Consider the following 24858-nt stretch of genomic DNA (forward strand, 5'->3'; position numbering starts at 1 on the left):
CTGTGAGCTAAATATTAAAGATACTCAACGTCAATGATTTCGTACTCAACGTCGCCTTTAGGCGTTTTAATGGTCACAGCATCATCTGTTTGTTTACCAATTAAACCGCGCGCAATCGGTGAGTTAACAGAAATTAAGTTATTTTTAATATCTGCTTCGTCATCACCCACAATACGGTAGGTTACTTCGGCATCTGTTTCTACATTTACAATAGTGACAGTAGTACCAAAAATAACTTTACCTGTATTAGGCATTTTAGTTACGTCAATAATTTGCACATTTGAAAGCTTAGCTTCAATTTCTTGAATACGGCCTTCACAAAAACCCTGTTGCTCACGCGCAGCGTGGTATTCAGCGTTTTCTTTTAAGTCACCATGTTCACGTGCAATCGCAATATCATTTACGATTTTAGGACGGGTAACTGTTTTTAATTCGTTAAGCTCTTCGCGCAGTAACTCTGCGCCACGAACTGTCATCGGAATTGATTGCATACTTTTCTCACTTAACACCAAGGCCTAGTGGCCTTGGTACATTTCCTTAGTTCAATCGCTGGTGTAGCTCTTGAACTGACGTCACTTTACTACGGTCGTCCGCTTGGTTAGCAGTACAGTTAGCAAATGCCGCGTTCAAGGTTGTCGTGTAGTTGGTTTTGTTTTGCAATGCACCACGACGCAACACCTTCGAATCTTCGATCGCTTGGCGACCTTCGGTGGTATTTACGATATAGCTGTACTCTTTATTCTTGATGTTATCAAGAATATGCGGGCGGCCTTCATATACTTTGTTTACACGGCGTACTTCAATACCGGCCTCTTTTAAAGCCTCTGCTGTGCCACCTGTTGCATCAATTTCAAAACCAAGATCTCTCATGGTTTTAGCAAGTTCTACAACACGAGACTTATCGCTGTTACGTACAGATAGTAACGCGCGACCACCGCGTGGTAAAGTGTTGCTTGCACCTAATTGTGCTTTTGCGAACGCTTCGGCGAAAGTATCGCCAACACCCATCACTTCACCTGTAGAGCGCATCTCTGGGCCACGGATAGGATCCACACCTTGGAACTTAGCAAACGGTAAAACAACTTCTTTAACGCTGTAATACGGTGGAATGACTTCTTTAGTGATGCCTTGACTTGCTAAAGACTGTCCCGCCATACAACGCGCGGCTACTTTTGCAAGTGCAATACCGGTCGCTTTAGATACAAACGGTACAGTACGCGCCGCACGTGGATTCACTTCAATTAAGTACACTTTGCTATCTTTTACAGCAAATTGTGTATTCATTAAGCCCACTACGCCAAGCTCAAGTGCCATATCGGTTACTTGTTTGCGCATAACATCTTGCACTTCTTGTGATAAAGAGTGTGCAGGCAATGAACACGCTGAGTCACCCGAGTGAACACCCGCTTGCTCAATGTGCTCCATTATGCCGCCAATAATTACTTGCTCGCCGTCACAAATTGCATCAACGTCCACTTCGATTGCGTTATCTAAGAAGTGATCAAGTAGTACCGGCGCTTCATTTGAAGCTTGTACCGCTTCGGTCATGTAACGACGTAAGTCTTGCTCATCGTAAACAATTTCCATTGCACGGCCACCCAGTACGTACGATGGACGCACAACCAGTGGGAAGCCAATTTCACCTGATTTAAGTAATGCTTCTTCAGTTGATGTAACTGTTGCGTTTTCTGGTTGTAGTAAATCAAGACGCTCTACTAACTGTTGGAAACGCTCACGGTCTTCTGCGCGGTCAATCGCATCTGGTGAAGTACCAATTACTGGCACACCATTCGCTTCAAGTTCACGTGCTAGTTTAAGTGGTGTTTGGCCACCGTACTGTACAATCACACCTTTTGGTTTTTCAACACGTACAATTTCTAATACGTCTTCAAGTGTAATTGGTTCAAAGAATAGACGGTCAGAGGTATCGTAATCGGTAGAAACCGTTTCAGGGTTACAGTTAACCATGATGGTCTCATAGCCGTCTTCGCGTAGCGCAAGGGCTGCGTGAACACAACAGTAGTCAAACTCAATGCCTTGGCCGATACGGTTAGGACCGCCGCCAATAACCATGATTTTGTCTTTGTCTGACGGGTTAGCTTCACACTCTTCATCGTACGTTGAGTACATGTAAGCTGTGTCTGAGCTAAATTCAGCAGCACAGGTATCAACACGCTTGTACACAGGTACAATATTTAACTGATGACGCTTTTTGCGAATTTCGGCTTCAGATACACCAGCAATTTCAGCAATACGTGGGTCGGCGAAGCCTTTACGCTTAAGTTTACGTAAAAACTCTGCATTTAAGCCGGCCATGCCACCTTCAGCAATTTTAGCTTCGTCTTTTAAAATGTCTTCTATTTGTACTAAGTACCAAGGGTCAACTTTGGTAAGTTCAAATACTTCTTCTACGCTCATACCGTGGCGCATTGCATCGGCAATGTACCAAATACGCTCAGCGCCTGGCTCGCGTAGTTCACGGATGATTTTTTCGCGCGCTTTTGGGTCATCAAGTGCCACAATTGGGTTAAAGCCCGTTGCGCCTACTTCAAGACCGCGTAATGCTTTGTGTAACGATTCTTGCTGGTTACGACCAATCGCCATTACTTCGCCTACTGATTTCATTTGCGTTGTTAAGCGGTCGTTCGCGCCGGCAAATTTTTCAAAGTTAAAGCGAGGAATTTTTGTTACTACGTAGTCGATTGATGGCTCAAATGACGCTGGTGTTTTGCCACCCGTAATGTCGTTTTGAAGTTCATCTAACGTGTAACCAATTGCTAACTTAGCGGCAATTTTAGCAATAGGGAAACCCGTTGCTTTAGATGCCAGTGCTGATGAGCGAGATACACGTGGGTTCATCTCAATGATAACCATACGGCCATCATCAGGGTTTACACCAAACTGTACGTTTGAACCACCGGTTTCAACACCAATTTCACGCAGTACCGCCATAGAGGCATTACGCATTAATTGGTATTCTTTGTCGGTTAGGGTTTGTGCTGGTGCAACGGTGATTGAATCACCAGTGTGTACACCCATTGGGTCAAAGTTTTCGATAGAACATACAATGATACAGTTGTCTTTTTTGTCGCGAACAACTTCCATTTCATATTCTTTCCAGCCAATCAGTGATTCATCAATCAACAACTCACTTGTTGGTGATAAATCTAGGCCGCGCTCACAGATTTCGTTAAATTCTTCCATGTTGTAAGCCACACCGCCACCGGTGCCACCCATAGTGAAAGAAGGACGAATAATACACGGAAAACCAATACGTGTTAGCGTATCGTGTGCTTCATCCATAGAGTGAGCAATTTCAGCACGTGGACATTCAAGGCCAATGTTTTTCATGGCTACGTCAAAGCGTTCACGGTTCTCTGCTTTGTCGATTGCATCGGCGGTTGCGCCAATTAACTCAACGCCGTGTTTAGCCAGTACGCCGTGCTTATCTAAATCAAGTGCACAGTTTAATGCCGTTTGACCACCCATTGTTGGTAGTACTGCATCTGGCTTTTCTTTTTCAATAATTTTTTCTACCACTTCCCAATGAATAGGTTCGATGTACGTTGCATCGGCCATTTCTGGGTCAGTCATGATAGTCGCTGGGTTTGAGTTAACTAATATAACTCTAAAGCCTTCTTCTCTAAGTGCTTTACACGCTTGAGCACCAGAGTAATCAAATTCACAAGCTTGACCAATTACAATTGGGCCTGCGCCTAAGATAAGAATGCTTTTTAAATCGGTACGTTTTGGCATTATTACTCCAGTTAAATTAGTTATTACGCGCTTGCATCAGGTCGATGAAGTGGTCAAATAATGGGGCTGCATCGTGCGGGCCTGGGCTTGCTTCTGGGTGACCTTGGAAGCTAAACGCTGGCTTATCAGTACGATGAATACCTTGTAGTGTTCCATCAAATAACGATTTGTGCGTGGCACGTAAGTTACTTGGTAGTGTGTCTTCATCGGCAGCAAAACCGTGGTTTTGTGCAGTGATCATTACTACATCGCGGTCTAAGTCTTTTACTGGGTGGTTACCACCGTGGTGGCCAAATTTCATTTTTACTGTTTTAGCACCTGAGGCCAGTGCTAATAATTGATGCCCTAAACAAATACCAAAAATTGGTGTGTCGGTTTCTAAAAAGGTTTTAATTGCATCAATAGCGTAAGTACATGGCTCTGGATCGCCAGGACCATTAGATAAGAAGATACCATCTGGGTTTAAAGCAAGTACATCGGCGGCTGAGGTTTGCGCTGGTACAACGGTTAATTTACAACCGCGATCAACTAGCATACGTAAAATATTACGTTTAACACCGAAGTCGTAGGCTACTACATGAAACTTTTCATCATCGCTGCTAAGGGTTTTAAATCCTTGGCCTAATGTCCAGCTTGATTCGCGCCACTCAAAATTTTCCTTGGTTGAGACAACTTTTGCTAAATCCATACCTTTTAAACCTGGGAAGGTTTGCGCGGCTTGTAACGCTTTGTTTTCGTCTAACTCGTCACCTGCAATAATACAGCCGTTTTGTGCGCCTTTATCGCGCAAAATACGGGTAAGCTTTCTGGTGTCGATGTCCGCAATACCTAAAATATTACGTTGTTTTAAGTAATCATCTAACGATTGCTCGTTACGAAAGTTACTTGCTAGCAGTGGCAAATCACGGATCACTAGGCCTTTAGCCCAAATTTGATTCGCTTCTTCGTCTTCGCTGTTGGTACCCGTATTGCCGATATGTGGGTACGTCAAAGTTACGATTTGTTCCGCGTATGATGGATCAGTCAAAATTTCTTGATAACCAGTCATAGACGTATTGAATACTACTTCACCGACTGACATGCCGTCAGCGCCGATTGCAGTACCGCGAAACACTGTGCCGTCTTCTAGGACTAACAGAGCGGATTTAGTCAAGTTAAACCTCCTAACAGTAAAAAACGGGAGTAAGCAAATGCTTAACACCCCGCCAATACCCAGAGGGATCGTCAAAACCAGATTTTTTTGTGAGCTTAAATTGTTTTACGCAGTCTTAAATGATGCCGATATAAAACGCTAAACCTTCAATCATTTTTCTTGCCTAAAACTCTTTTCATTCCCACTGAAACCCCTGGTTTTACTAGCCACTTGGGTATAATTGGAAACACGCATTTAGTAATTTTTGGCAAATTGGCTGCATTCTACATGAAGATGCTATTTAGGTCTAACGTTATTTAGATAAATACTACAAATAAGTCGCTTTAGGCAAAAATAGACCCAAACAGCTAAAAAAGTAACTAAACTACTTCAGATCTAGCACATCTTGCATATCATAAAGTCCTACTGGTTTATTTTGTAACCACTGCGCAGCCCTTATAGCTCCTAATGCAAAGGTCATTCGCGAACTTGCTTTGTGGGTTAATTCAAGCCTTTCGCCCATAGTTGCGAAATAGGCGGTGTGTTCACCTACTATGTCCCCGCCTCTTAGTACTGAATAGCCAATTTCATTTTGTGATTTTGCGGTTTCTACTTGGCTGCGGTCGTATACCGCTACTTCATCGTGATCCCACCCTTTAGCCTGTGCAATAGATTCACCAATGGCTAATGCTGTGCCCGAGGGCGCATCTATTTTATGACGATGATGCGCTTCAAAAACTTCTATATCTAGGTCGTCACCAAACTTAGTGGCCGCTGTTTGCACTAGGTTAAGTAGCACATTAACGCCAACGCTGTAGTTACGCGCAAACACAATAGGAATATGTTTAGCAGCATTTTCTAATAATGCCATGTCTTCGCTAGTTAAACCTGTGGTGCCTATAACCATAGGCAGTTTTTTATCGAGCGCTGTTTTTAAGTGATTGCGCATACCTGCTGGTAACGTAAAGTCGATAAGTACATCAACATCAGCAACCTTGCTCTCGTCGCTAAAGCTAATGGCTTTGTCGGCTGCACTGTTTACTTGATTTACATTAATACCCAATAACGATGAGCTGCTGCGAACATACGCACCACCAAGTTGTGTTTGCTCTTTAATTGTCGCGGCTTCTAATAGGGCTAAGCCCATTCTGCCGTTAGCACCAAAAACACCTATTCGATTCATTGTTATTGCCTTAATCTGATTTAGTTGGATCTGTTGTTTCGTACCCTGACTAATTTGCCGCCCTAAACTTGCTTTGAGCAATTATTAGCCGCATATAATCGCACACCGGTAGATATTATCTAAAAGTCGTGCAATAGTCAGGTAAGCCCTTAATTAAATAATAATAACAATACCAGTTTACTTTAGCCATCTATACATTTAAACTTCTCTTTCGCGTCGATTTGGTCTTTGGCTTGCGGGCGCTGTGGTCATCTACTTTTTTATTAAAGAGTGATCTACTAAATTCAGCTAAAAGAGGAGTTTTGGCTGTGGTTATATTAACTGGTTATGAGGAATACAATGCAGCCAACATTTAATAAAAACAAAGCAATTCTATCTTTGCTTCCCCTTCTTACCTTTGTAGCCCTTTTTTTAGGCTCAGGTTTATATTTACAATCGCAAGGGGTTGATTACGCTTTTTACCAGCTCCCAGCTCCGGTTGCTATACTACCCGCTATTATGCTTGCCTTTATTTTAAACAAAGGCACTGTAAACCAATGTGTTGAAACCTTTATTAAAGGCGCAGGACACAACAACATTATTACCATGTGTTTAATTTACTTACTTGCCGGTGCATTTTCGGCAGTAGCAAGTGCCACCGGTGGTGTGGATGCGGTTGTAAACGCTGGCTTGTCACTTATTCCCCCGTCGCTGTTATTACCAGGGCTATTTTTAATTGCTGCGGTTGTCTCTACTGCAATGGGTACATCAATGGGTACCATTGGTGCTATAGGGCCAATTGCCTATGCGGTATCCGTTAAAACAGGTATCGACCCTGCACTAATGGCCGGTACTATAGTATCGGGCGCAATGTTTGGTGATAACCTTTCTATTATTTCAGACACAACCATTGCGGCAACGCGTACGCAAGGCTGTGAAATGAAAGACAAGTTTAAAGAAAACTTAAAAATAGCGGTTCCTGCTGCCGTATTAACCATTGCTTTGCTGCTTTATTTAACACCTGCTCCACAAGCAGTAGAAACTAAAGATTTTGATTTATTATTAGTGCTGCCTTATGCCTTTATTTTAGTATTGGCTGTTGCCGGTATGAACGTGTTTGTGGTGCTATTTAGCGGTATTGTATTTGCTGCGCTAATGGGCTTTACCGGCAGCTACGAAGGCGCAAGCTTTGTAAAAGATATTTACAAAGGCTTTACCGATATGCAGGAAATATTTTTACTTTCTATGTTTATTGGTGGCTTATCTGAATTCATTCGTATTAACGGCGGCCTTGATTTTCTGGCACAAAAAATTCAAGCCATTACAAAAGTGATTGCCAAATGGCACCGCAAAGTAGCTGATCAGCTTGGTATAGCTGCGTTGGTATTAACCAGTAACGTGTGTATAGCCAATAACACGGTATCCATTATTGTTGCAGGCCCTATTGCTAAAAAACTTGCTGATGATGGCGAAATAAGTGGTAAACGCTCTGCAAGTTTACTTGATATTTTTGCTTGTGTTACGCAAGGCTCACTGCCCTATGGTGCTCAAGCATTACTGTTAGGTGCTACGTTTAAAATTAGCCCGTGGGAAGTATCAACGTCATCTTACTATTGCTTTATTTTAGCTTTTACTGCCATTGCCGTTATTTGTTTGCGCCGCAATAAAGCCTAAATTTTGTGCAAAATCTTATGTTGCAGCTTAATAAATAAGCTGCAACATATGTTAAAATAATAATCTACATATCAATACCTTGTGCTATAATGCGCGCTTTCGCGTGTCACTAAAATTATAGTTAAATACAGATTATGAAATTTAAAAAATTACTTCCCCTCGTTACCCTTACGTCAATCGCTTTATCATCTTCTGCCCTTGCTGCTAATTGGAGCAGTACCGCATTACATGTTAATAATGGCGACCAAAAAAACCCATTTACTAAGCAAGAATCAGACACTACTGTTTACTCGCTGCAACATGCATCGGGCTATGATTACGGTGATAACTTTTTCTTTATTGATTACAGCAAAGACGATACAACCGACGGCTACCAAGATAGCGACTTTTACGGCGAATGGTATTCAACGCTAAGCTTATCGGCTATTAGCGGTGAGAAAATTGGCGCTGGTGCATTATTAGATGTAGGCCTTACTGGCGGAATTAACGTTGCCGGCGATGCCAAAATGATGAAATACCTACCGGGTGTTAAATTAAGCTGGGATGTACCTGGGTTCAACTTTTTTCAAACACTTGTCACTGCCTATATTGATGACAGTGAAGGCGTAGCAAAAGGCGGTGCCCCTATTGAAACTAATAGCTGGATGTTTGATGTAGCCTTTGAATACCCGTTTACCGTAGGCTCGCAAAAATTTAGCTTTAAAGGACACGCTGAGTACATTGCAGAGCGCGAAGATGAGTTTGGTAACGACGTAGAAGCGTGGATACTTGCACAGCCTATTTTAGTATGGGATATGGGCCACGCGTTAGAAATGAAAGAAAACACCCTATTACTGGGTATGGAACTGCAATACTGGCATAACAAGCTAGGCACTGAGGTCACTGAATCGGTTCCACAAATACACGTTGAGTGGACTTTTTAAGCCCATACAGTGTAAAACAGAGTCAACATTACTTTTAAACGGAGCACTTAAACAGTGCTCTTTTTTTTACCATGAAAACTATTTAATTGAACAGCCTTTAATACTTAGTTATTGTCTTACTTTAATTAAAGCCGTGTGCTTGCCTTTAATAGGAGTAAGGAAATGCCAGCGATTAAAGTTATTTGTTTGTCTGCATTATTAGCCTTTACTAATAATGCATTTTCCAGTAGTACAGAACCCTCTAAAACCCTCTTTTACGATGCACTTTTAACAAATTACCAGTATGATTTTAAAGTAAATTATTTTGATATTGCATCACAAAAGCAATCGCTAAAAATGGCGTATATTTATTTAAAACCCACACAAAAAAATATGCCAACAGTGACGCTAATGCACGGTAAAAACTTTAATGCCGACTACTGGAGCCCCACAGCCCGTTACTTACAGTCGCTTGGGTTTGGGGTGCTGATCCCCGATCAAATTGGTTTTGGTAAGTCTTCAAAGCCCACTAACTATCAATATTCATTTGCGGCGCTTGCGCATCATACACATGCATTAATGGACTCGCTAAATCTTGAAAAGTCGATTGTTGTTGGCCACTCTATGGGGGGAATGCTAGCGAGCCGTTTTGCATTAATGTACCCAGATACGACCACTAAACTGATTTTGCTTAATCCAATAGGGCTTGAAAACTACTTACACTATGTAAAATACAAAGACACCAACTTTTTTTATAAAAATGAGCTTAACAAAACGCCCGAGGGTGTTAAAAAGTACCAGCAAAAAAACTATTACGATGGCCAATGGAATGCTCAGTATTCAGCATTAACCGACTTTATTACAGGGCAAATACAAGGCCCAGATAAAGAGCAAATTGCTTGGGTTAACGCTAAAACCTACGATATGATTTTTACCCAACCGGTGATCACTGAATTTAAAGACTTAACCGTCCCCGTTAAATTAATTATTGGTACGCGTGACAGAACAGGCCCTGGCCGAAACTGGAAAAAAGACGGGATAGATTATCAGCTGGGGCGTTACGACAAATTAGGAAAACACGCTGCTGCGCTTATTCCTGATGCGCAACTGTTTGAACTTGATAATTTAGGTCATTTACCGCAAGTAGAAGATTTTGAGCGATTTAAGGCAGTGTTTAAACAAGCACTAAGTGAGTAATAGCTTGATACTTAATAAAATAAAGCCCCTGTAAGTAAACCGCTTAGAGGGGCTTTTTATATAAAAACTAATTTACAGCGTACATTGCGGGTTTTTACCCTGCGATTTAGCCGTACTTTGCTCGCTAAGTGCTTCGCTCATTTGTGCTTGTAAATTATTAATTCGATTGCTCGGTGCAGGGTGAGTAGATAAAAACTCAGGTGTGCTACCACTGCCTGCTGCGCTCATATTTTGCCAAAGCGTTACCGACTCTTGTGGGTTAAAGCCAGCCTGCGCCATTAAATCTAAGCCAATGGTATCGGCCTCTGATTCGTGTGAACGGCTAAACGGTAAAACTACGCCGTACTGCGCCCCTAAGCCTAAACCTTGCATAATTTCGTTGCGGTATTGTACGTTGCCCATTTCAAGCGCTGCGCTGCCTAATTGCATACCAGTATCTAAAATTGAGCTTTGCGATACACGCTCATTTGAATGCTCTGCTATAACGTGGCCCACTTCGTGCCCTAGTACGGTTGCAAGCTGATCTTGATTGGTGGCTATTTTTAATAACCCCGTATGAACACCTATGTAGCCACCAGGTAATGCAAAAGCATTTGCCGACTCATCTTCAAATACCACGACTTCCCAATTTTGTGAGGCGTATTCTTTTGGTAAAACAGCCACGACCTTTTCAGCAATACAATTTACATACGCATTGGTTTTTGCATCTTTATTGATTGGCTGTGATTCCTTCATTTGAGCAAAACTTGCGGTGCCCATTTCACTCATTTGTTGATCTGAATACAGCGCAATTTGAGTACGCCCCGTAGGCGATGTTTTACAGCCGGCTAAAACTGCAGTTGCGAGTAAGGCAAGGGCTAGCTTTTTCATGGTGTTTCCTTCAAGTCTTTAATTTTTATTAGTTGTAGAATAGCAAACACGGTGCCAGTTTAGAATCTTTGCTCTTTATTACGCCGCTTTTTATTTTTAATAAATAAATGACCTTGCCAGACAAACTAAGTTTATACCCTTGCATAGCCCTGTTACACTATAAGCCTTGTTTTTAGTGAATGTTGAGTGACTACATGGACGCCTCGGCCTCGTCTTTTAATACCCGAATTTTGTTACCCTTGTTAGCCAGTATTGTTGCTATTACGCCGCTGGCTATAGACATGTACTTACCGGCCATGTTGGTTATTGCGAACGATTTACAAACCACTATGCCAAATGTACAAATTTCGCTAAGTATTTATTTGGCTGGCTACTCGCTAGGCATGTTATTTTTTGGCCCTATTGCCGATCAACTCGGACGACGAAAACTAGCCCGTATTGGCTTAACCTTATTTGGTGCAAGCTCATTTGCGCTAGCTTTTACCACCGAAATACACAGCTTTTGGGTACTTAGAGCCGTGCAAGCATTCACCGGCGCGGCAGCGACGGTGGTTGTGCCTGGCGTAATTAGGCATATTTATCAAAAAAACACCGCTAAGGGCATGTCGTATGTATCTATGATTATGATGGTAGCGCCCTTAGTTGCCCCCTCTGTGGGGTCGTTTATTTTAGGGTTTTCGGTATGGTCAACCATATTTTTGGTTCTTGCTGCCTATAGCTTTTTAATTTTAGCGTTTGTACAAGTGTATTTAATTGATATCCCTATTCATAAAAATGAGAAAAAAGGCCTAGCCTTGTTTTTCGACAGCTATAAAACGGTACTTAGTAATAAAGATGCACGTGCAGACATATTAAGCTCTATGTTTGTCTCGTTTGGCTTTTTTTGCTTTTTAACCTCAGTGCCTTTTGTATACTTAGATTTATATAATGTATCTGAGCAATTATTTGGTATTTTATTCGCATTTAATGTCATGGCACTTATGTGTGGTAACTTTTTAAATACCCGAATTGTACCAAGAATTGGCTCTCGAAAAATGCTGTACATAGGGCTTGTATGTGGCTTTGCCTCTGGGCTGGCACTGCTTACGTTTAGCTTGTTGCAGCTTTCTTTATATTACATTGTAGCGGCCATTGCGCCTTTAATGATGAGCCTAGGGGTAACAGCAAGCAATGCTGATTCATTAATATTAATGAAATTTGAAAAAAACACCGGTACCGCCACCGCTGTTATTGGAACGCTGCGCTTTGGCAGTGGCGCGCTCGTTGGTCCATTGCTTGCAGTGGTGCATGCTAAAAGTGCTGTGCCGTTTTCAAGCTTAATGTTTAGCGCCGTGCTATTAACTATGCTGGTGCAGTTAATCCACTATAAAATAGACAAAAAAAATGCCTCATAATGAGGCATTTTTTATAAACAGTGACTAATTAAGAGTCTGCTGCTTTAGATACCATAACCATTGCAGGGCGTAATAAACGACCATTTAATGTGTATCCTTTTTGCATTACTGCAAGTACCGTGTTTGGTGAAACATCGTTACTTGGTTGGATAGACATTGCTTGGTGGAATTCTGGATTAAATTGCTCACCTTGTGGGTTAACAATTTCAACGCCAAACTTTGCAACCGCATCGTTAAAGCTTTTAACTGTCATATCAATACCTTCAAGCAATGGCTTTAAGGTTTCGTTTTCTTTATCAGAAAACTCAATAGCGCGCTCTAGGTTATCGATTACTGGAAGTAATTCGTTAGCAAACTTTTCCAGTGCAAATTTATGTGCTTTTTCTACATCTTGTGCAGCACGACGACGAATGTTATCTACATCTGCGGCGGCGCGTACAACGCTGTCTTTTTGATCCGCAATGGTTTGCTTAGCAGCTTCAAGCTCTGCGTATAGCATTGCAATTTCAGCTTCAGGGCTTTGCTCTTGGTCTGCTTCGTGTTGCTCTGCGGCTTCTACTGCAGCTTCAACATCAGCTTCCATTTGAGCTACTTCTTCGTTTAGTTCTACTTCTTGCTCTGGGTTTTGTGTCTGCTCAGACATAAAATACGTGCTCCAATTCTTTACAACTGCGGTAATTATGGGGATTGAATAAAAAGATTCAAGAGTTAGATGGCTCTAATAATTTAAATTCTTGGATTAATTGTTCAATTTGCGCCGATTTAGGGCAAATTACGCAAAAACGGCTTTGATACTCTTGATTTTGAAAGTACGGCACACTAATTACTATCAGCTCATTGCACTCTGTAAACGGTAAGTTTTCAGTGTTTAAAACTGATACACCGTTTTTAAATGCGAGTTTATCTTCGACAAAATTTAAAAATGAAACGCCAATATTTAAGCTTTGCTCGCAATCGACCTTTTTATATAAATAGTTTTCGCCTACTACAATACTGTTATCTGATCCAAGCTTATGACTAAGCTGGCGCGTCCACTGTGTCAGTGAGTCATGGCAATTACGCGGTGCGGTGTTTGCCATTGCTTGCATTCTGTACAAACCTTCCATTAAGGTTTGTTGGCTAAATACTGTGTTTAACCAAGTTGCAAATTGATAACGCACGGCATCTGAGGAATCATCAGGTTTGTTGATACAAATATTGTGGCTTTGCCCTGCTCTATCTATTAGCAGTACAAGCCAATCGTTAGAATCAAACTCAAGCACTTCTACTCTAAACACTTGTTGTGAGCTTGCTTGGGGTAAGCCTACACAACAACATACTTGATACTTTTTACTTAATCCATGGGCCAGCTCCACAAGTTGTGCTTGTTTTGGCTGCCAATAATTAGCAATTTCAGCTAACGGAAAAAACTCATCAAACCAATAATCAAACCCTTGGTTTGTAGGCACACGCCCTGCCGATGTATGAGGGGAATATAACAAGCCTACTTTTTCAAGTCGCGCCATAGCATTTCGTACCGTGGCAGAACAAACCGCCATGCCTTTTTGCTTCGCTATTTTTGTTGATGGAACGGGTAACCCTTCACCATTACAATAAAGGCTCATCACTGCTGAAAAAATTTGTTGATCTCGCGGGTTTATATTCATGTTATCTACATCTTGTTGCATGAAAGAGATATCGGGGCAGTTAAAACAAATTCAAGCCTAAAGCACGCTTTAAGTGAATATGTTGTTGCATGCATTACAATAAAACACTGCTGCAACTATTTTTAAGCATTAAATATAAAAATTAAAGGGGTAATTTAATCTGTTGAGCCAATAATCAGCTCTTAGGTGAGCTTGGCAATATACAGGCGTAATTGAATCATTATCATATTGGTAAATCTGTGTTTTCAAACACTTCTGTTTTGAGTTACCCTACAAAAATATTATTACTTTTTATTGCAGCCGTTATGCACTCACCGTTTAAAACTATTGGCCTTATAGGTAAACCAAACCACCCTAAAGCTGCGGCTACGTTACAGCGTTTACATACTTTTTTATCGGCTCTTGGCTTTACCGTGATTGTAGAAAAGCGCACCGGTGGGCAGTTATCGGATGTCCCTGATACTCATCAAGTTGACCTTGTTAGCTTAGGCGAACAAGCCGACCTTGCTATTGTTGTAGGGGGTGATGGCAATATGCTTGGTGCTGCTCGCGTACTGGCACGCTTTGATGTAGCTGTAATAGGCGTAAACAGAGGTAATTTAGGGTTTTTAACCGACTTAAACCCAGAGGGCTTTGAAGGTAGCCTAGAGCAAGTGTTAAGCGGCGAATATTTAGAAGAAAAACGCTTTTTGCTCGAGGTAGAAGTATATCGCCATAACGAACTTAAAAGTGCGAATTCAGCCGTTAACGAAGCGGTGCTACACGCCGACAAAGTTGCCCACATGATTGAGTTTGAAGCTTTTATTAATAACGACTTTGTGTTTTCTCAGCGCTCTGATGGTTTAATTGTTTCAACCCCTACAGGCTCTACAGCTTATTCTTTATCGGGTGGCGGGCCCATTTTAACACCTGAGCTTAATGCAATTTCGTTAGTGCCTATGTTTCCGCATACATTATCAAGTAGACCCTTAGTGGTTGATGCCGATAACGAAGTACGCTTAAAGTTAAGCCTTGAGAACACCGACAGCTTACAAGTCAGTTGCGACAGCCATGTAGTGCTTGCCGTTTTACCCGGCGATGAAGTGGTTATTAAAAAAGCCGACAGAAAACTGCGCTTAATTCACCCAAAAAACTACTCTTACTACAACGTTTTACGTACTAAACTTAATTGGGGCAGCCGTTTATACTAATTTTATTGCCAAGCGTAGTGCTTTAGCGCAAAATACAAGACAAATAAAAATTAATCAAACTAGGAATATCTAGCAATGACTTATGTTGTTATCTTTGCTTTGTTATTACTTATCACTTTGCTTGGCGCTTATATTAGAGTTGAAAACAATAGAAAAAAAGCGTTAGAAACCAAGAAAAAACAATTTAACGAACGTGTTGCCCAAGTAAGCACTCGCCTAAAAGCCAAGCTTAATAGCTTATTAGAAGCTAAAATAATAAGACCTAAGTATGTAGCGCAAATACAGGCAATTGTGACCAATTTTTTTGTGGTTCAGCCCCATACTGATGAAAACCTGCAACATTTAGAAGATATTAGCGACAGCTTAGTGAGCACGCTTTCGATTGAGTTTCAAAAAGCACTGCAAAGTGAAAACGCCCAAGCGCTACAAGATAATATACAGTACTTTGTGAGTGAGTTACCCCAACAAGGCATACTATATAATAAAGCGTTTTATCACGAAATTTTACCCTCATTGATGGTACAAATTAAAACTGACACACCTGTAAACCCAAGCGAAAGCCTTGAAAATACTGACGAAACCCCTTCTGATGAAAGTACTGACTCAGATAGGCAGTTTTCTCAAAATGCGAGCGTTGCTTAAAAAGTAAAAAATTAATTTGCAAAAAACCTAAACACTGTATAAATTAACAGTTAATTCACTGGATGGATGAACAGTATGTTAATTGGCTTAGAAATTAAAAATTTTGCAATTGTAAGTAACTTAAGCACTGAGTGGCATAACGGCATGACGGCGATCACGGGTGAAACCGGCGCGGGTAAATCGATTGCCATTGATGCACTTTCACTGTGTTTAGGCGAGCGCGCTGAAGCGTCGGCGGTTCGCCCTGGCACAGATAAAGCAGAAGTGTGCGCACAGTTTGATTTAACTGCCCTTCCTCTTGCTAAAGCATTTTTAGAACAACACATGCTAACGAGTAACGACAACGAATGCCTACTTAGACGCGTTGTATGTAAAAATGGCCGCAGCAAAAGCTATATAAATGGCAGCGCTGTTACAGCAGCTCAACTTAAAGAGCTGGGACAGTATTTAATTTCTATACACGGACAGCACGCTCATCAACACCTTTTAAAAGCTGAACACCAGCTGCAACTGCTTGACGCCTACGCAGGCCACAACCAGCTTGTAAAAGCGGTTAGCCAAAGCTTTAAATTATATGCAAACCTGCAAAAAGAATTTAAACAGCTTGAGCAACAGCAATTACAACAAGCCGCTCAAAAACAATTACTCGAATACCAAGTTGCCGAATTAGATGAGTTTGCCTTACAAGACGGCGAGTTTGAACAAATAGAAGCCGAACATTACAAGCTAAGTAATAGCCAAACCATTTTAGAAGCCTGCCAGCGCGAACTTCAACATTTATACGAAAGTGATGAGCAAAATGCCTGTTCAATGCTGCAATACAGCGCTCAGCAATTTGCCGAGCTTGCAAATTATGACGAAAGCTTAGCAAGTGTAGCTGCATTATTAGATGAAGCCGCAGTCCAAGTTGAAGAAGCAAGCAGAGAAGTAAGAAACTACGCAGAGCAGGCCGACTTAGACCCTGCTAGATTAACAGAAGTAGAAGCGCGCTTAAGTGGCGCAATGGACTTAGCCCGTAAGCATCATATAAAGCCTCAAGAGCTGGTTGAGTTTCATCAAAGTTTAACACAAGAGCTAGAATCAATTAGTAACAATAGCTCACGTTTGGCGCAATTAGACGATGAAATAACTAATGCGCTAAGTGCATACCAGCACGCCAGTGATCAGCTAAGCGAAAGTCGCCATAAATATGCTAATACATTAAATCAATTAATTAGTGAAAGCATGGCTAATTTATCAATGGAAAATGGGGTCTTTGAAATTCAGCTTACCCAAGAAGCTGAGCGCCAACCCAATGCATTAGGTTTTGATAGCGTCTCGTTTTTGGTCTCTACTAACCCTGGGCAGCCATTACAACCTTTAGCTAAAGTTGCCTCGGGTGGTGAGCTGTCGCGTATTAGCCTTGCCATACAGGTGATCATTGCCCAAAAAGTGACAACGCCAACGCTTATTTTTGACGAAGTGGATGTAGGTATATCAGGTCCTACCGCCTCCTCTGTAGGGAAGTTACTACGCCAACTAGGAAAATCAACACAGGTTATTTGTGTAACCCATTTACCCCAGGTTGCAAGTAGTGCGCATCAGCAGTTTTTTGTAGCAAAAGAAATAGCACAAGGCGAGACCTTTACTCAAATGCTCAGCCTAAATAAAGACGGCCGTATTAATGAAATTGCACGCTTACTTGGTGGCGATAATATAAGTAAAACCGCTAAAGCAAATGCTAAAGAGCTTATTATGGCGCACGCCTAAGTTATACTTTTGCTACAACAGTGGAGAGACGTTTTAAATGCAAAGCATGCTGATAAATTTTTGCCATGTTACTGGGTGGCTACTTGTTGTTTTGAGCTTTTTGCTTATTGGGTTTAGTAAGTTTAAGCACGCAGAATTTAAGCTAAAACTCTTTAGCTTTTTAAAACTTATATTGGTTTATCAAGTAACGGTGAGTGTTTGGCAGTGGTTTATTATTGGCAACATAGTGGCTAATAATCAATGGTTACTTTTATTAGCACAGATACTGTGCAGTGCAATGTGCTATTTAAGTTTACAGCGGCGAAAAAGTAAAAGCCGCCCCAACCTTGATAGTTTTTCTATGGATTAACTAACACAAGCGTTAAGAGCAAGTTCTATTTTTACCTTGCTCTTTTGCTTTGTATAATCGCTCGTCGGCAAGCTTTATGTCTTGGGCTATGGTTGTATCTAACTGGCTTTGCACAAGCCCCATACTAATAGTTAATACCACCGATTTTCCATTCATGCGCACTGGATTTTTTTGTAATTCGGCATGAATTATTTCTGCAATACTTTGCCCCTGCTCTTTGTCGCTGTTTGGTAGTGCAATTAAAAACTCTTCACCGCCCCACCGAGAAGCAATACCTTGCTTTGGCATGCTCTTTTTTAAAATATTGGCAAGTTGGGTTAACGCTTCATCACCAAAGTCGTGGCCGTAGTTATCATTAATGTTTTTGAAATTATCAACATCAGCTAGCAAAATTACATACGGCTGCTTATTTTTTTTATGAAGATGTTTAAGCTCAGCAAGTTCTTTCATCATAAAACGTCTGTTAGGTAAATCAGTTAAGTGATCTATTGTGGCAAGGCGCTCATTTTTTTGACTCAGCGCGACTATTTTTTCATTGTATTTTTCGCGTGAGCGCTCATAAAAACCACTTAATAAAGCAACAATAATAAAAGAAATGACCACCCTTAGTGGAAGTGCTTCAGGCTGATAATCATAAATATTAAAGTTATCTGTAATAATAAAGCCGGCGATCACGGCAAATAAAAAAACAACAATATCAAATGTTTCTTTTTTTAGGCCTCTAATAGAGTAAGTCACCGGTGATACAATAAATATCCAAATTGGCCCAGTACCTTCAGCTCCGCCCGAGATCACTAAGTACAGCATTAAACAGTAAAGGTTATATAAAATGGTGGTCGCTGATTTTTCGACTGCGCGGTAAAGACTAAAAGCCCACGCATAAAAACCAGCTGAAACTAGCAGCATAATACCAAGCACTACATCAGCATTAGACAATGCATTACACGCCATAGCGAAGGTAGCTATAAATCCGATGGTCGAAAAAAAGCGAACAATTAGCTTTCTTTCTCTGTTGTCTGAGTATGCATTCATATTATTATTTTTTATTTGCAAGCGAGCTTTAAAAGCTCATTTTCCGAGGATTTAAAAAAAGAAGTTAGCAGCAAGTTTGTACTGAAATAGTACTTTAAGCAAGATTTACACGTTAATTATTGGTTAATGACAATTTTTTAATACTTTTTCATTTGAAAAAAAGCAAAAAAAGCAAGCCAGTTGGCTTGCCTTTATTATATTTAAAACTTAACGAGATAATTAAACCTCTAAATAATCCATAATACCTTCAGCAGCGTTACGCCCTTCAAAAATAGCCGTTACCACTAAATCAGAGCCTCGCACTATATCGCCACCTGCAAATATTTTCGGATTAGTTGTTTGATGAGTAAATTCACCTTGCTCTGGTGCGTTAATGCCGCCCCAGTGGTTAATTTCTACATCATACTTTTCTAACCAGTCCATTTTGTGTGGTTTAAAGCCAAACGCCATAATAACCTGGTCTGCCTCAAGTACGTGCTCAGAGCCTGGTACAACTTCTGCTCGGCTACGGCCGTTTTCATCAGGCTCACCCAGTTGCGTTTTAACCATTTTAACGCCTGCAACATGACCATTATCGTCAAGTACAATACCCGTTGGCTGTACATTAAAGGTAAAGTTTACACCTTCTTCTTTAGCGTTTTTAACTTCACGCTTAGAGCCAGGCATATTTTCTTCATCACGGCGATAAGCACAAGTTACTTTAGCTGCATTTTGGCGAATAGACGTTCGCACACAGTCCATCGCGGTATCACCACCGCCAAGTACCACAACCTTTTGATTGGCCATATCAATGCACGCTTGGTTTTTTTCATCGTAACCCATAACGCGATTTGTGTTACCAATTAAAAATGGCAGTGCGTCGTGTACGCCTGGCGCGTCTTCGTTTTCAAGACCAGCACGCATACTCTGATACGTACCTACACCTAAAAATACCGCGTCGTAGTCAGCTAAAATTTCGTCCATAGTGATATCTACACCCACTTCAACGTTTAGCTTAAATTCCACACCCATTTCGGTGAAAATTTCACGGCGCTTTTGCATTACTTCTTTTTCAAGTTTGAAAGAAGGGATACCAAAAGTAAGTAATCCGCCAATTTCTGGGTGACGGTCAAAAACCACTGGCTTTACACCGTTACGCACTAAAATATCTGCACACCCTAAACCAGCCGGACCCGCACCAATAATAGCTACTTTTTTATCCGTCCATGTCACGTATGACATGTCTGGTTTCCAGCCCATTTTAAATGCGGTATCGGTAATGTATTTTTCAATATTACCTATCGTTACTGCGCCAAACTCTTCATCAAGCGTACATGAACCTTCACACAGTCTGTCTTGTGGACAAACGCGTCCACACACTTCAGGTAAACTGTTTGTACGATGAGAAAGCTCAGCCGCTTCTAAAATACGGCCAGTTCTAATTAGTTTTAACCATTGTGGAATGTAGTTATGCACTGGGCATTTCCATTCACAGTAAGGGTTACCACAATCTAAACAACGGTCAGCTTGTGAATTTACCTGATTCTCAGAAAAGGGTTCGTAAATTTCCACGAAAGATTTTTTACGCGACGAGATTGGTTTTTTGCGCGGATCAACACGCTGCACGTCTATAAATTGATATACATTTTCGCTCATACTGCCCCCTTATTGCGCTTGAACACGAAGTTCTGCGCTACTGCGAGCGCGGTGCCCGAGTAAACTTTTTACATCACTTGATTTTGGTTTAACTAGTTTGAACATAGGTAAGTACAGTTCAAAATTAGCTAAAATGGTTTCTGCTCGACATGAACCCGTTAGCTCTAAATGCTCGGCAATTAGGCCACGCAGATGCTCTTGGTGCGAACTTAAATCATCAAGTGTTACTACTTCTACAAGCTCTGGATTAATGCGTTTTTCAAAGTCACTTCGCTCATCTAAAATATAAGCAAAACCACCTGTCATACCCGCACCAAAGTTAACGCCTACATTACCTAGCACACATACAACGCCGCCAGTCATGTATTCACAGCCGTTATCACCTACGCCTTCAACAACGGCTTGCACGCCAGAGTTACGCACTGCAAAACGCTCACCAGCACAGCCTGCGGCAAATAACTTACCACCCGTAGCACCGTACAAACATGTGTTACCAGCAATGGTTGCTTTATGACTTTCAAACGATGATCCCAGTGGTGGGCGTATAACAAGCTTACCACCAGCCATGCCTTTACCCACGTAGTCGTTTGCATCGCCAATAAGGGTCATTTCAAGGCCACCGGCATTCCAAACACCAAATGATTGCCCTGCTGTACCATGTAGTTCAATAGATACTGGATCTGCAGCCATACCTTGATTGCCGTGCTTAGAGGCTATGTAACCCGACAGCATTGCGCCCACTGAACGGTCTGTATTACATATGCGGCTCACGAGCGAAATACCCGATGAGGTATCAATCGCTTGTTGCGCTTTACCTAGTAACGTTTCGTTAAGTTCACCTAAATAATGCGAGCTATTTGGTGCGCTGCAAAATAAGGTTTCGCCCGTTGGGTTATTTGGCTGAGCAATTACAGACGATAAATCTATTTTCTTTTGCTTCGCTGTTTTACCTTCAATCGCTTCTAATAAGTCTAAACGACCAATTAAGTCAGTTAGATTAGCAACACCTAAGCTTGCCATAATTTCACGTGCTTCTTGGGCTATAAACTTAAAGTAGTTCATCGCCATTTCTGGTAAGCCGTGGTAATGCTTTTGACGAAGTGTTTCATCTTGCGTTGCAACACCGGTCGCACAGTTATTTAAATGACAAATACGTAAGTATTTACAACCTAGCGCCACCATTGGGCCTGTACCAAAGCCAAAGCTCTCTGCACCTAAAATAGCGGCTTTAATGATATCTAAACCTGTTTTTAAACCACCATCTGTTTGCAGGCGAATACGGTGACGAAGACCATTTTCAACAAGCGCTTGCTGGGTTTCTGCAAGGCCAAGCTCCCACGGGCTACCCGCGTATTTAACTGACGTTAATGGGCTTGCCCCGGTACCACCATCGTAACCTGAGATGGTAATTAAGTCGGCGTACGCTTTAGCTACACCTGTGGCAATTGTGCCTACACCCGGCTCAGATACTAACTTCACCGATATCATCGCTTCTGGGTTTACTTGTTTTAAATCGAATATTAGCTGGGCTAAATCTTCAATTGAGTAAATATCGTGATGCGGTGGTGGTGAAATTAATGTTACACCGGGTACCGAATAACGAAGCTTTGCAATATACGGCGTTACTTTTTCGCCTGGTAACTGCCCGCCTTCGCCAGGTTTAGCACCCTGCGCCACTTTAATTTGAATTACATCCGCATTACGAAGGTAGTGCGGCGTTACACCGAAACGACCCGAGGCAACTTGTTTAATACGTGAGTTTTTCTCGGTGTTGTAGCGCAGCTTATCTTCGCCACCTTCACCTGAATTTGAACACCCGCCTAAGCGGTTCATTGCAATGGCAAGCGCTTCATGCGCCTCTGGCGAAAGTGCACCAATACTCATAGCTGCAGAGTCAAAGCGCTGGTATAAAAATTCAGCCGGCTCAACATCATCAATGCTAATGCCTTTTTCGGGTAATTTAAGCGCTAACATATCGCGCAGCGTTGCAATAGGACGGTTATTAACTAAATCAGCATAGGCTGCGTAGTCTTTATAATCGCCTGAACGTACGGCTTTTTGTAGCGTTTGAATAACATCTGGGTTGTAAGCGTGGTATTCACCACCGTGAACGTATTTTAATAAACCGCCATGGCTCAGTAACTTACGCTTACTAAAAGCAAGTTTATGTAGCTTTTGCTGATCAATATCAAAATCGCTAAAACAGGCGCCTTTAATACGACTTGCCACACCTTTAAAGCACATGTCTACCATAGCATCAGATAGACCAACCGCTTCAAAAAGCATTGAACAACGGTACGATGCAATTGTGCTTATGCCCATCTTAGACATAATTTTGTACAAGCCTTTATTAATGGCTTTTCGGTACGAAAGCGTCACTTCGCAGTACGATTTATCAATCACTTTACTGTCGCTCATCGCAACCAGTGACTCGTATGCAAGGTATGGGTAAATTGCGGTTGCACCAAAACCAAGTAATACGGCAAATTGGTGTGCATCGCGTACGCTACCCGTTTCAATAATAATATTAGACTCACAACGTAAGTTATTATCTACTAAACGTTTTTGTACAGCACCTACCGCCATAGCAGCAGGAATTGGTAATTGGGTTTCGCTAAAGTTACGGTCAGATAAAATAAGCATTACACAGCCGGCTGCTGCTTTTTCTTGTGCAGCGTCGCAAATACGTGCAACCGCTTTTTCTAAACCTTCCTCTGCTGTGTATGTAATATCAATTTTACAGTAGCTGTAATGCTCGTCATCGGCATTTAGTAGCTGCTGCATGTCTGCATACATTAAAATTGGCGTATCAAACTGTAGGCGCTTAGCGTGGCCTGTGGTTTCATTAAATACGTTTTGCTCACTACCAATACACGTTGCCAGTGACATTACGTGGTTTTCACGCAGCGGGTCGATTGGCGGGTTAGTCACTTGTGCAAACTTTTGGCGGAAGTAATCGTACAATGAACGATGCCCTTCGCTTAGTACTGCAAATGGCGTGTCATCACCCATAGAGCCAGTTGCTTCTTGGCCGTTTTCACCCATTACGCGAATAACACTATCGAGCTCTTCGTTAGTGTAACCAAACATTTTTTGGTATTTAGCAAGTGTTTCGTCATCAAATGAGCGATTACCCGCATCTTGCTCGGTAAGCTCTTCAAACGGGGTTAAACGTTTAACGTTTTCTTCAAGCCATGACTTATAAGGATGACGCGATTTTAGATCTTGGTCGATTTCGTCTGAGTGCCAAATCTTGCCTAATTTAGTATCAATTACTAACAGCTCACCTGGTCCTACACGGCCTTTTTCGACCACTTCATCTGCAGTGTAATCCCAAATCCCTACCTCAGAGGCAAGTGTAATAAAGCCATCTTGAGTAATAACATAGCGCGCTGGACGCAGGCCATTTCTATCAAGGTTACAGGCTGCAAAACGCCCATCAGACATAACAATGCCCGCAGGGCCATCCCACGGTTCCATGTGCATAGAGTTAAAGTCGTAAAATGCACGTAAGTCATCATCCATAGCACGGTTTTTCTGCCATGCAGGTGGCACAAGCATACGCATAGCACGGAATAAATCCATGCCACCTGCTAAAAACAGCTCCAGCATGTTATCTAAGCTTGAAGAGTCAGAGCCGGTTTCGTTTACAAACGGCGCTGCACTTTGTAAATCAGGAATAAGTGGCGATGAAAACTTATACGAACGTGCACGAGCCCATTGGCGGTTACCTTCAATGGTATTAATTTCACCATTATGCGCTAAATACCTAAATGGTTGTGCTAAAGGCCAACGCGGCTGAGTATTAGTAGAAAAACGCTGATGGAATACACAAATAGCGCTGGTCATACGAATATCAGCTAAGTCTAAATAAAAGTTAGGCAAATCTGCAGGCATCATAAGGCCTTTATAGATAGTCACTAACCCCGATAAACTCGCAATATAAAACGACTCATCCTCTGCTAAACGCTTTTCTGCACGGCGACGTGCTACATATAAACGTCGCTCTAAATCTTTAGAACGCCAACCTTCAGGCGCACTAACAAAAATTTGCTCAAAACCAGGTAATTGCTGTGTAGCAATTGGCCCTAGCATTGAAGGGTCAGTAGGCACTTCACGCCAACCGAGTATTTTAAGTGTTTCTTGTTCTAATTCTTCACATAAAACCTGTTTTGCAGCTTGTGCTAAAACGGGATCTGAATTTAAGAAAACCATGCCTACGGCGTAATTTTTACCTAAGTGCCAATTATGCTCACTCGCAATAGCACGGAAAAAACTGTCAGGTTTTTGTAGTAATAAACCACAGCCGTCACCTGTTTTACCATCGGCAGAAATACCACCGCGGTGCTGCATGCGATCAAGTCCAGTAATAGCTGTACGAATAAGCCGATGACTAGCTTGACCATTTACTTGGGCTATTAAGCCAAAGCCACAATTATCTTTTTCTAATGTTGAGTCGTATAACATAGACCCCTCCCTTGCTGCACTGTTAACGTGAATGAACTGCTCGACGATTTGCTAACAGACG

The 24858-nt window shown here is 41.7% G+C and carries 18 protein-coding genes; 8 read left to right on the forward strand and 10 right to left on the reverse strand.

Features of this window, described 5'->3' with window-relative positions:
* Positions 1-14: 14 nt before the first annotated feature.
* The 4 genes from greA to dapB all read right to left on the reverse strand — a co-directional run bounded on the left by greA (position 15) and on the right by dapB (position 6071).
* The gene (gene greA / locus VOI46_RS09670) at positions 15-491 is read right to left on the reverse strand and encodes a transcription elongation factor GreA (RefSeq protein ID WP_004588092.1); all 477 of its coding nucleotides are present in this window, start codon (positions 489-491) and stop codon (positions 15-17) included.
* Between the two features lie 46 nt (positions 492-537).
* Positions 538-3756, reverse strand: a complete 3219-nt coding sequence (gene carB / locus VOI46_RS09675) for a carbamoyl-phosphate synthase large subunit (RefSeq protein ID WP_004588093.1) — start codon at positions 3754-3756, stop codon at positions 538-540.
* A 16-nt stretch (positions 3757-3772) separates the two neighbouring features.
* On the reverse strand, positions 3773-4909 hold the full coding sequence (gene carA / locus VOI46_RS09680) for a glutamine-hydrolyzing carbamoyl-phosphate synthase small subunit (protein ID WP_004588094.1): 1137 nt from the start codon (positions 4907-4909) through the stop codon (positions 3773-3775).
* Between the two features lie 364 nt (positions 4910-5273).
* Positions 5274-6071, reverse strand: a complete 798-nt coding sequence (dapB, locus tag VOI46_RS09685) for a 4-hydroxy-tetrahydrodipicolinate reductase (RefSeq protein WP_004588095.1) — start codon at positions 6069-6071, stop codon at positions 5274-5276.
* A 339-nt stretch (positions 6072-6410) separates the two neighbouring features.
* On the opposite strand from dapB, the gene VOI46_RS09690 reads away from it, so the two are divergent.
* The 3 genes from VOI46_RS09690 to VOI46_RS09700 all read left to right on the forward strand — a co-directional run bounded on the left by VOI46_RS09690 (position 6411) and on the right by VOI46_RS09700 (position 9823).
* The gene (locus VOI46_RS09690) at positions 6411-7724 is read left to right on the forward strand and encodes a Na+/H+ antiporter NhaC family protein (protein WP_004588096.1); all 1314 of its coding nucleotides are present in this window, start codon (positions 6411-6413) and stop codon (positions 7722-7724) included.
* A gap of 134 nt (positions 7725-7858) precedes the next feature.
* On the forward strand, positions 7859-8647 hold the full coding sequence (locus VOI46_RS09695; protein WP_004588097.1) for a hypothetical protein: 789 nt from the start codon (positions 7859-7861) through the stop codon (positions 8645-8647).
* 162 nt (positions 8648-8809) lie between these two features.
* Positions 8810-9823, forward strand: a complete 1014-nt coding sequence (locus VOI46_RS09700) for an alpha/beta hydrolase (RefSeq protein WP_004588098.1) — start codon at positions 8810-8812, stop codon at positions 9821-9823.
* A gap of 72 nt (positions 9824-9895) precedes the next feature.
* Here the strand turns inward: VOI46_RS09700 and VOI46_RS09705 are convergent, their stop codons facing one another.
* Positions 9896-10693, reverse strand: a complete 798-nt coding sequence (locus VOI46_RS09705; protein WP_004588099.1) for a M48 family metallopeptidase — start codon at positions 10691-10693, stop codon at positions 9896-9898.
* Between the two features lie 194 nt (positions 10694-10887).
* Here VOI46_RS09705 and VOI46_RS09710 point away from each other — a divergent pair, with 194 nt between their 5' ends.
* Complete coding sequence (locus VOI46_RS09710) at positions 10888-12087, forward strand: Bcr/CflA family multidrug efflux MFS transporter (protein ID WP_004588100.1); 1200 nt, start codon at positions 10888-10890, stop codon at positions 12085-12087.
* A 28-nt stretch (positions 12088-12115) separates the two neighbouring features.
* Here the strand turns inward: VOI46_RS09710 and grpE are convergent, their stop codons facing one another.
* Complete coding sequence (gene grpE, locus VOI46_RS09715) at positions 12116-12730, reverse strand: nucleotide exchange factor GrpE (RefSeq protein ID WP_004588101.1); 615 nt, start codon at positions 12728-12730, stop codon at positions 12116-12118.
* 58 nt (positions 12731-12788) lie between these two features.
* Positions 12789-13754: an HrcA family transcriptional regulator gene (locus tag VOI46_RS09720; RefSeq protein WP_031289855.1), complete on the reverse strand. Its 966-nt coding sequence runs from the start codon at positions 13752-13754 to the stop codon at positions 12789-12791.
* Positions 13755-14038: 284 nt separating this feature from the next.
* On the opposite strand from VOI46_RS09720, the gene nadK reads away from it, so the two are divergent.
* The 4 genes from nadK to VOI46_RS09740 all read left to right on the forward strand — a co-directional run bounded on the left by nadK (position 14039) and on the right by VOI46_RS09740 (position 17663).
* Positions 14039-14923, forward strand: a complete 885-nt coding sequence (gene nadK / locus VOI46_RS09725) for an NAD(+) kinase (protein WP_004588103.1) — start codon at positions 14039-14041, stop codon at positions 14921-14923.
* A 75-nt stretch (positions 14924-14998) separates the two neighbouring features.
* A complete protein-coding gene (locus VOI46_RS09730) occupies positions 14999-15565 on the forward strand; it encodes a hypothetical protein (RefSeq protein WP_004588104.1) in 567 nt (188 codons plus the stop codon).
* A 75-nt stretch (positions 15566-15640) separates the two neighbouring features.
* The gene (gene recN / locus VOI46_RS09735) at positions 15641-17314 is read left to right on the forward strand and encodes a DNA repair protein RecN (protein WP_004588105.1); all 1674 of its coding nucleotides are present in this window, start codon (positions 15641-15643) and stop codon (positions 17312-17314) included.
* A 37-nt stretch (positions 17315-17351) separates the two neighbouring features.
* Positions 17352-17663 (forward strand): hypothetical protein, encoded by a 312-nt coding sequence (locus VOI46_RS09740; protein ID WP_004588106.1) that lies wholly within the window; start codon positions 17352-17354, stop codon positions 17661-17663.
* Between the two features lie 12 nt (positions 17664-17675).
* On the opposite strand, the gene VOI46_RS09745 is transcribed toward VOI46_RS09740, so the two are convergent.
* The 3 genes from VOI46_RS09745 to gltB all read right to left on the reverse strand — a co-directional run bounded on the left by VOI46_RS09745 (position 17676) and on the right by gltB (position 24797).
* Positions 17676-18695, reverse strand: coding sequence for a GGDEF domain-containing protein (locus VOI46_RS09745; RefSeq protein WP_324737989.1), 1020 nt, complete (start codon positions 18693-18695; stop codon positions 17676-17678).
* A 219-nt stretch (positions 18696-18914) separates the two neighbouring features.
* The gene (locus VOI46_RS09750) at positions 18915-20330 is read right to left on the reverse strand and encodes an FAD-dependent oxidoreductase (RefSeq protein WP_004588108.1); all 1416 of its coding nucleotides are present in this window, start codon (positions 20328-20330) and stop codon (positions 18915-18917) included.
* A 9-nt stretch (positions 20331-20339) separates the two neighbouring features.
* Positions 20340-24797, reverse strand: coding sequence for a glutamate synthase large subunit (gltB, locus tag VOI46_RS09755; RefSeq protein WP_004588109.1), 4458 nt, complete (start codon positions 24795-24797; stop codon positions 20340-20342).
* Between the last annotated feature and the right edge of the window lie 61 nt (positions 24798-24858).

The organism is Pseudoalteromonas sp. CuT4-3 (assembly GCF_035666335.1).
Lineage (GTDB): Bacteria > Pseudomonadota > Gammaproteobacteria > Enterobacterales > Alteromonadaceae > Pseudoalteromonas > Pseudoalteromonas atlantica.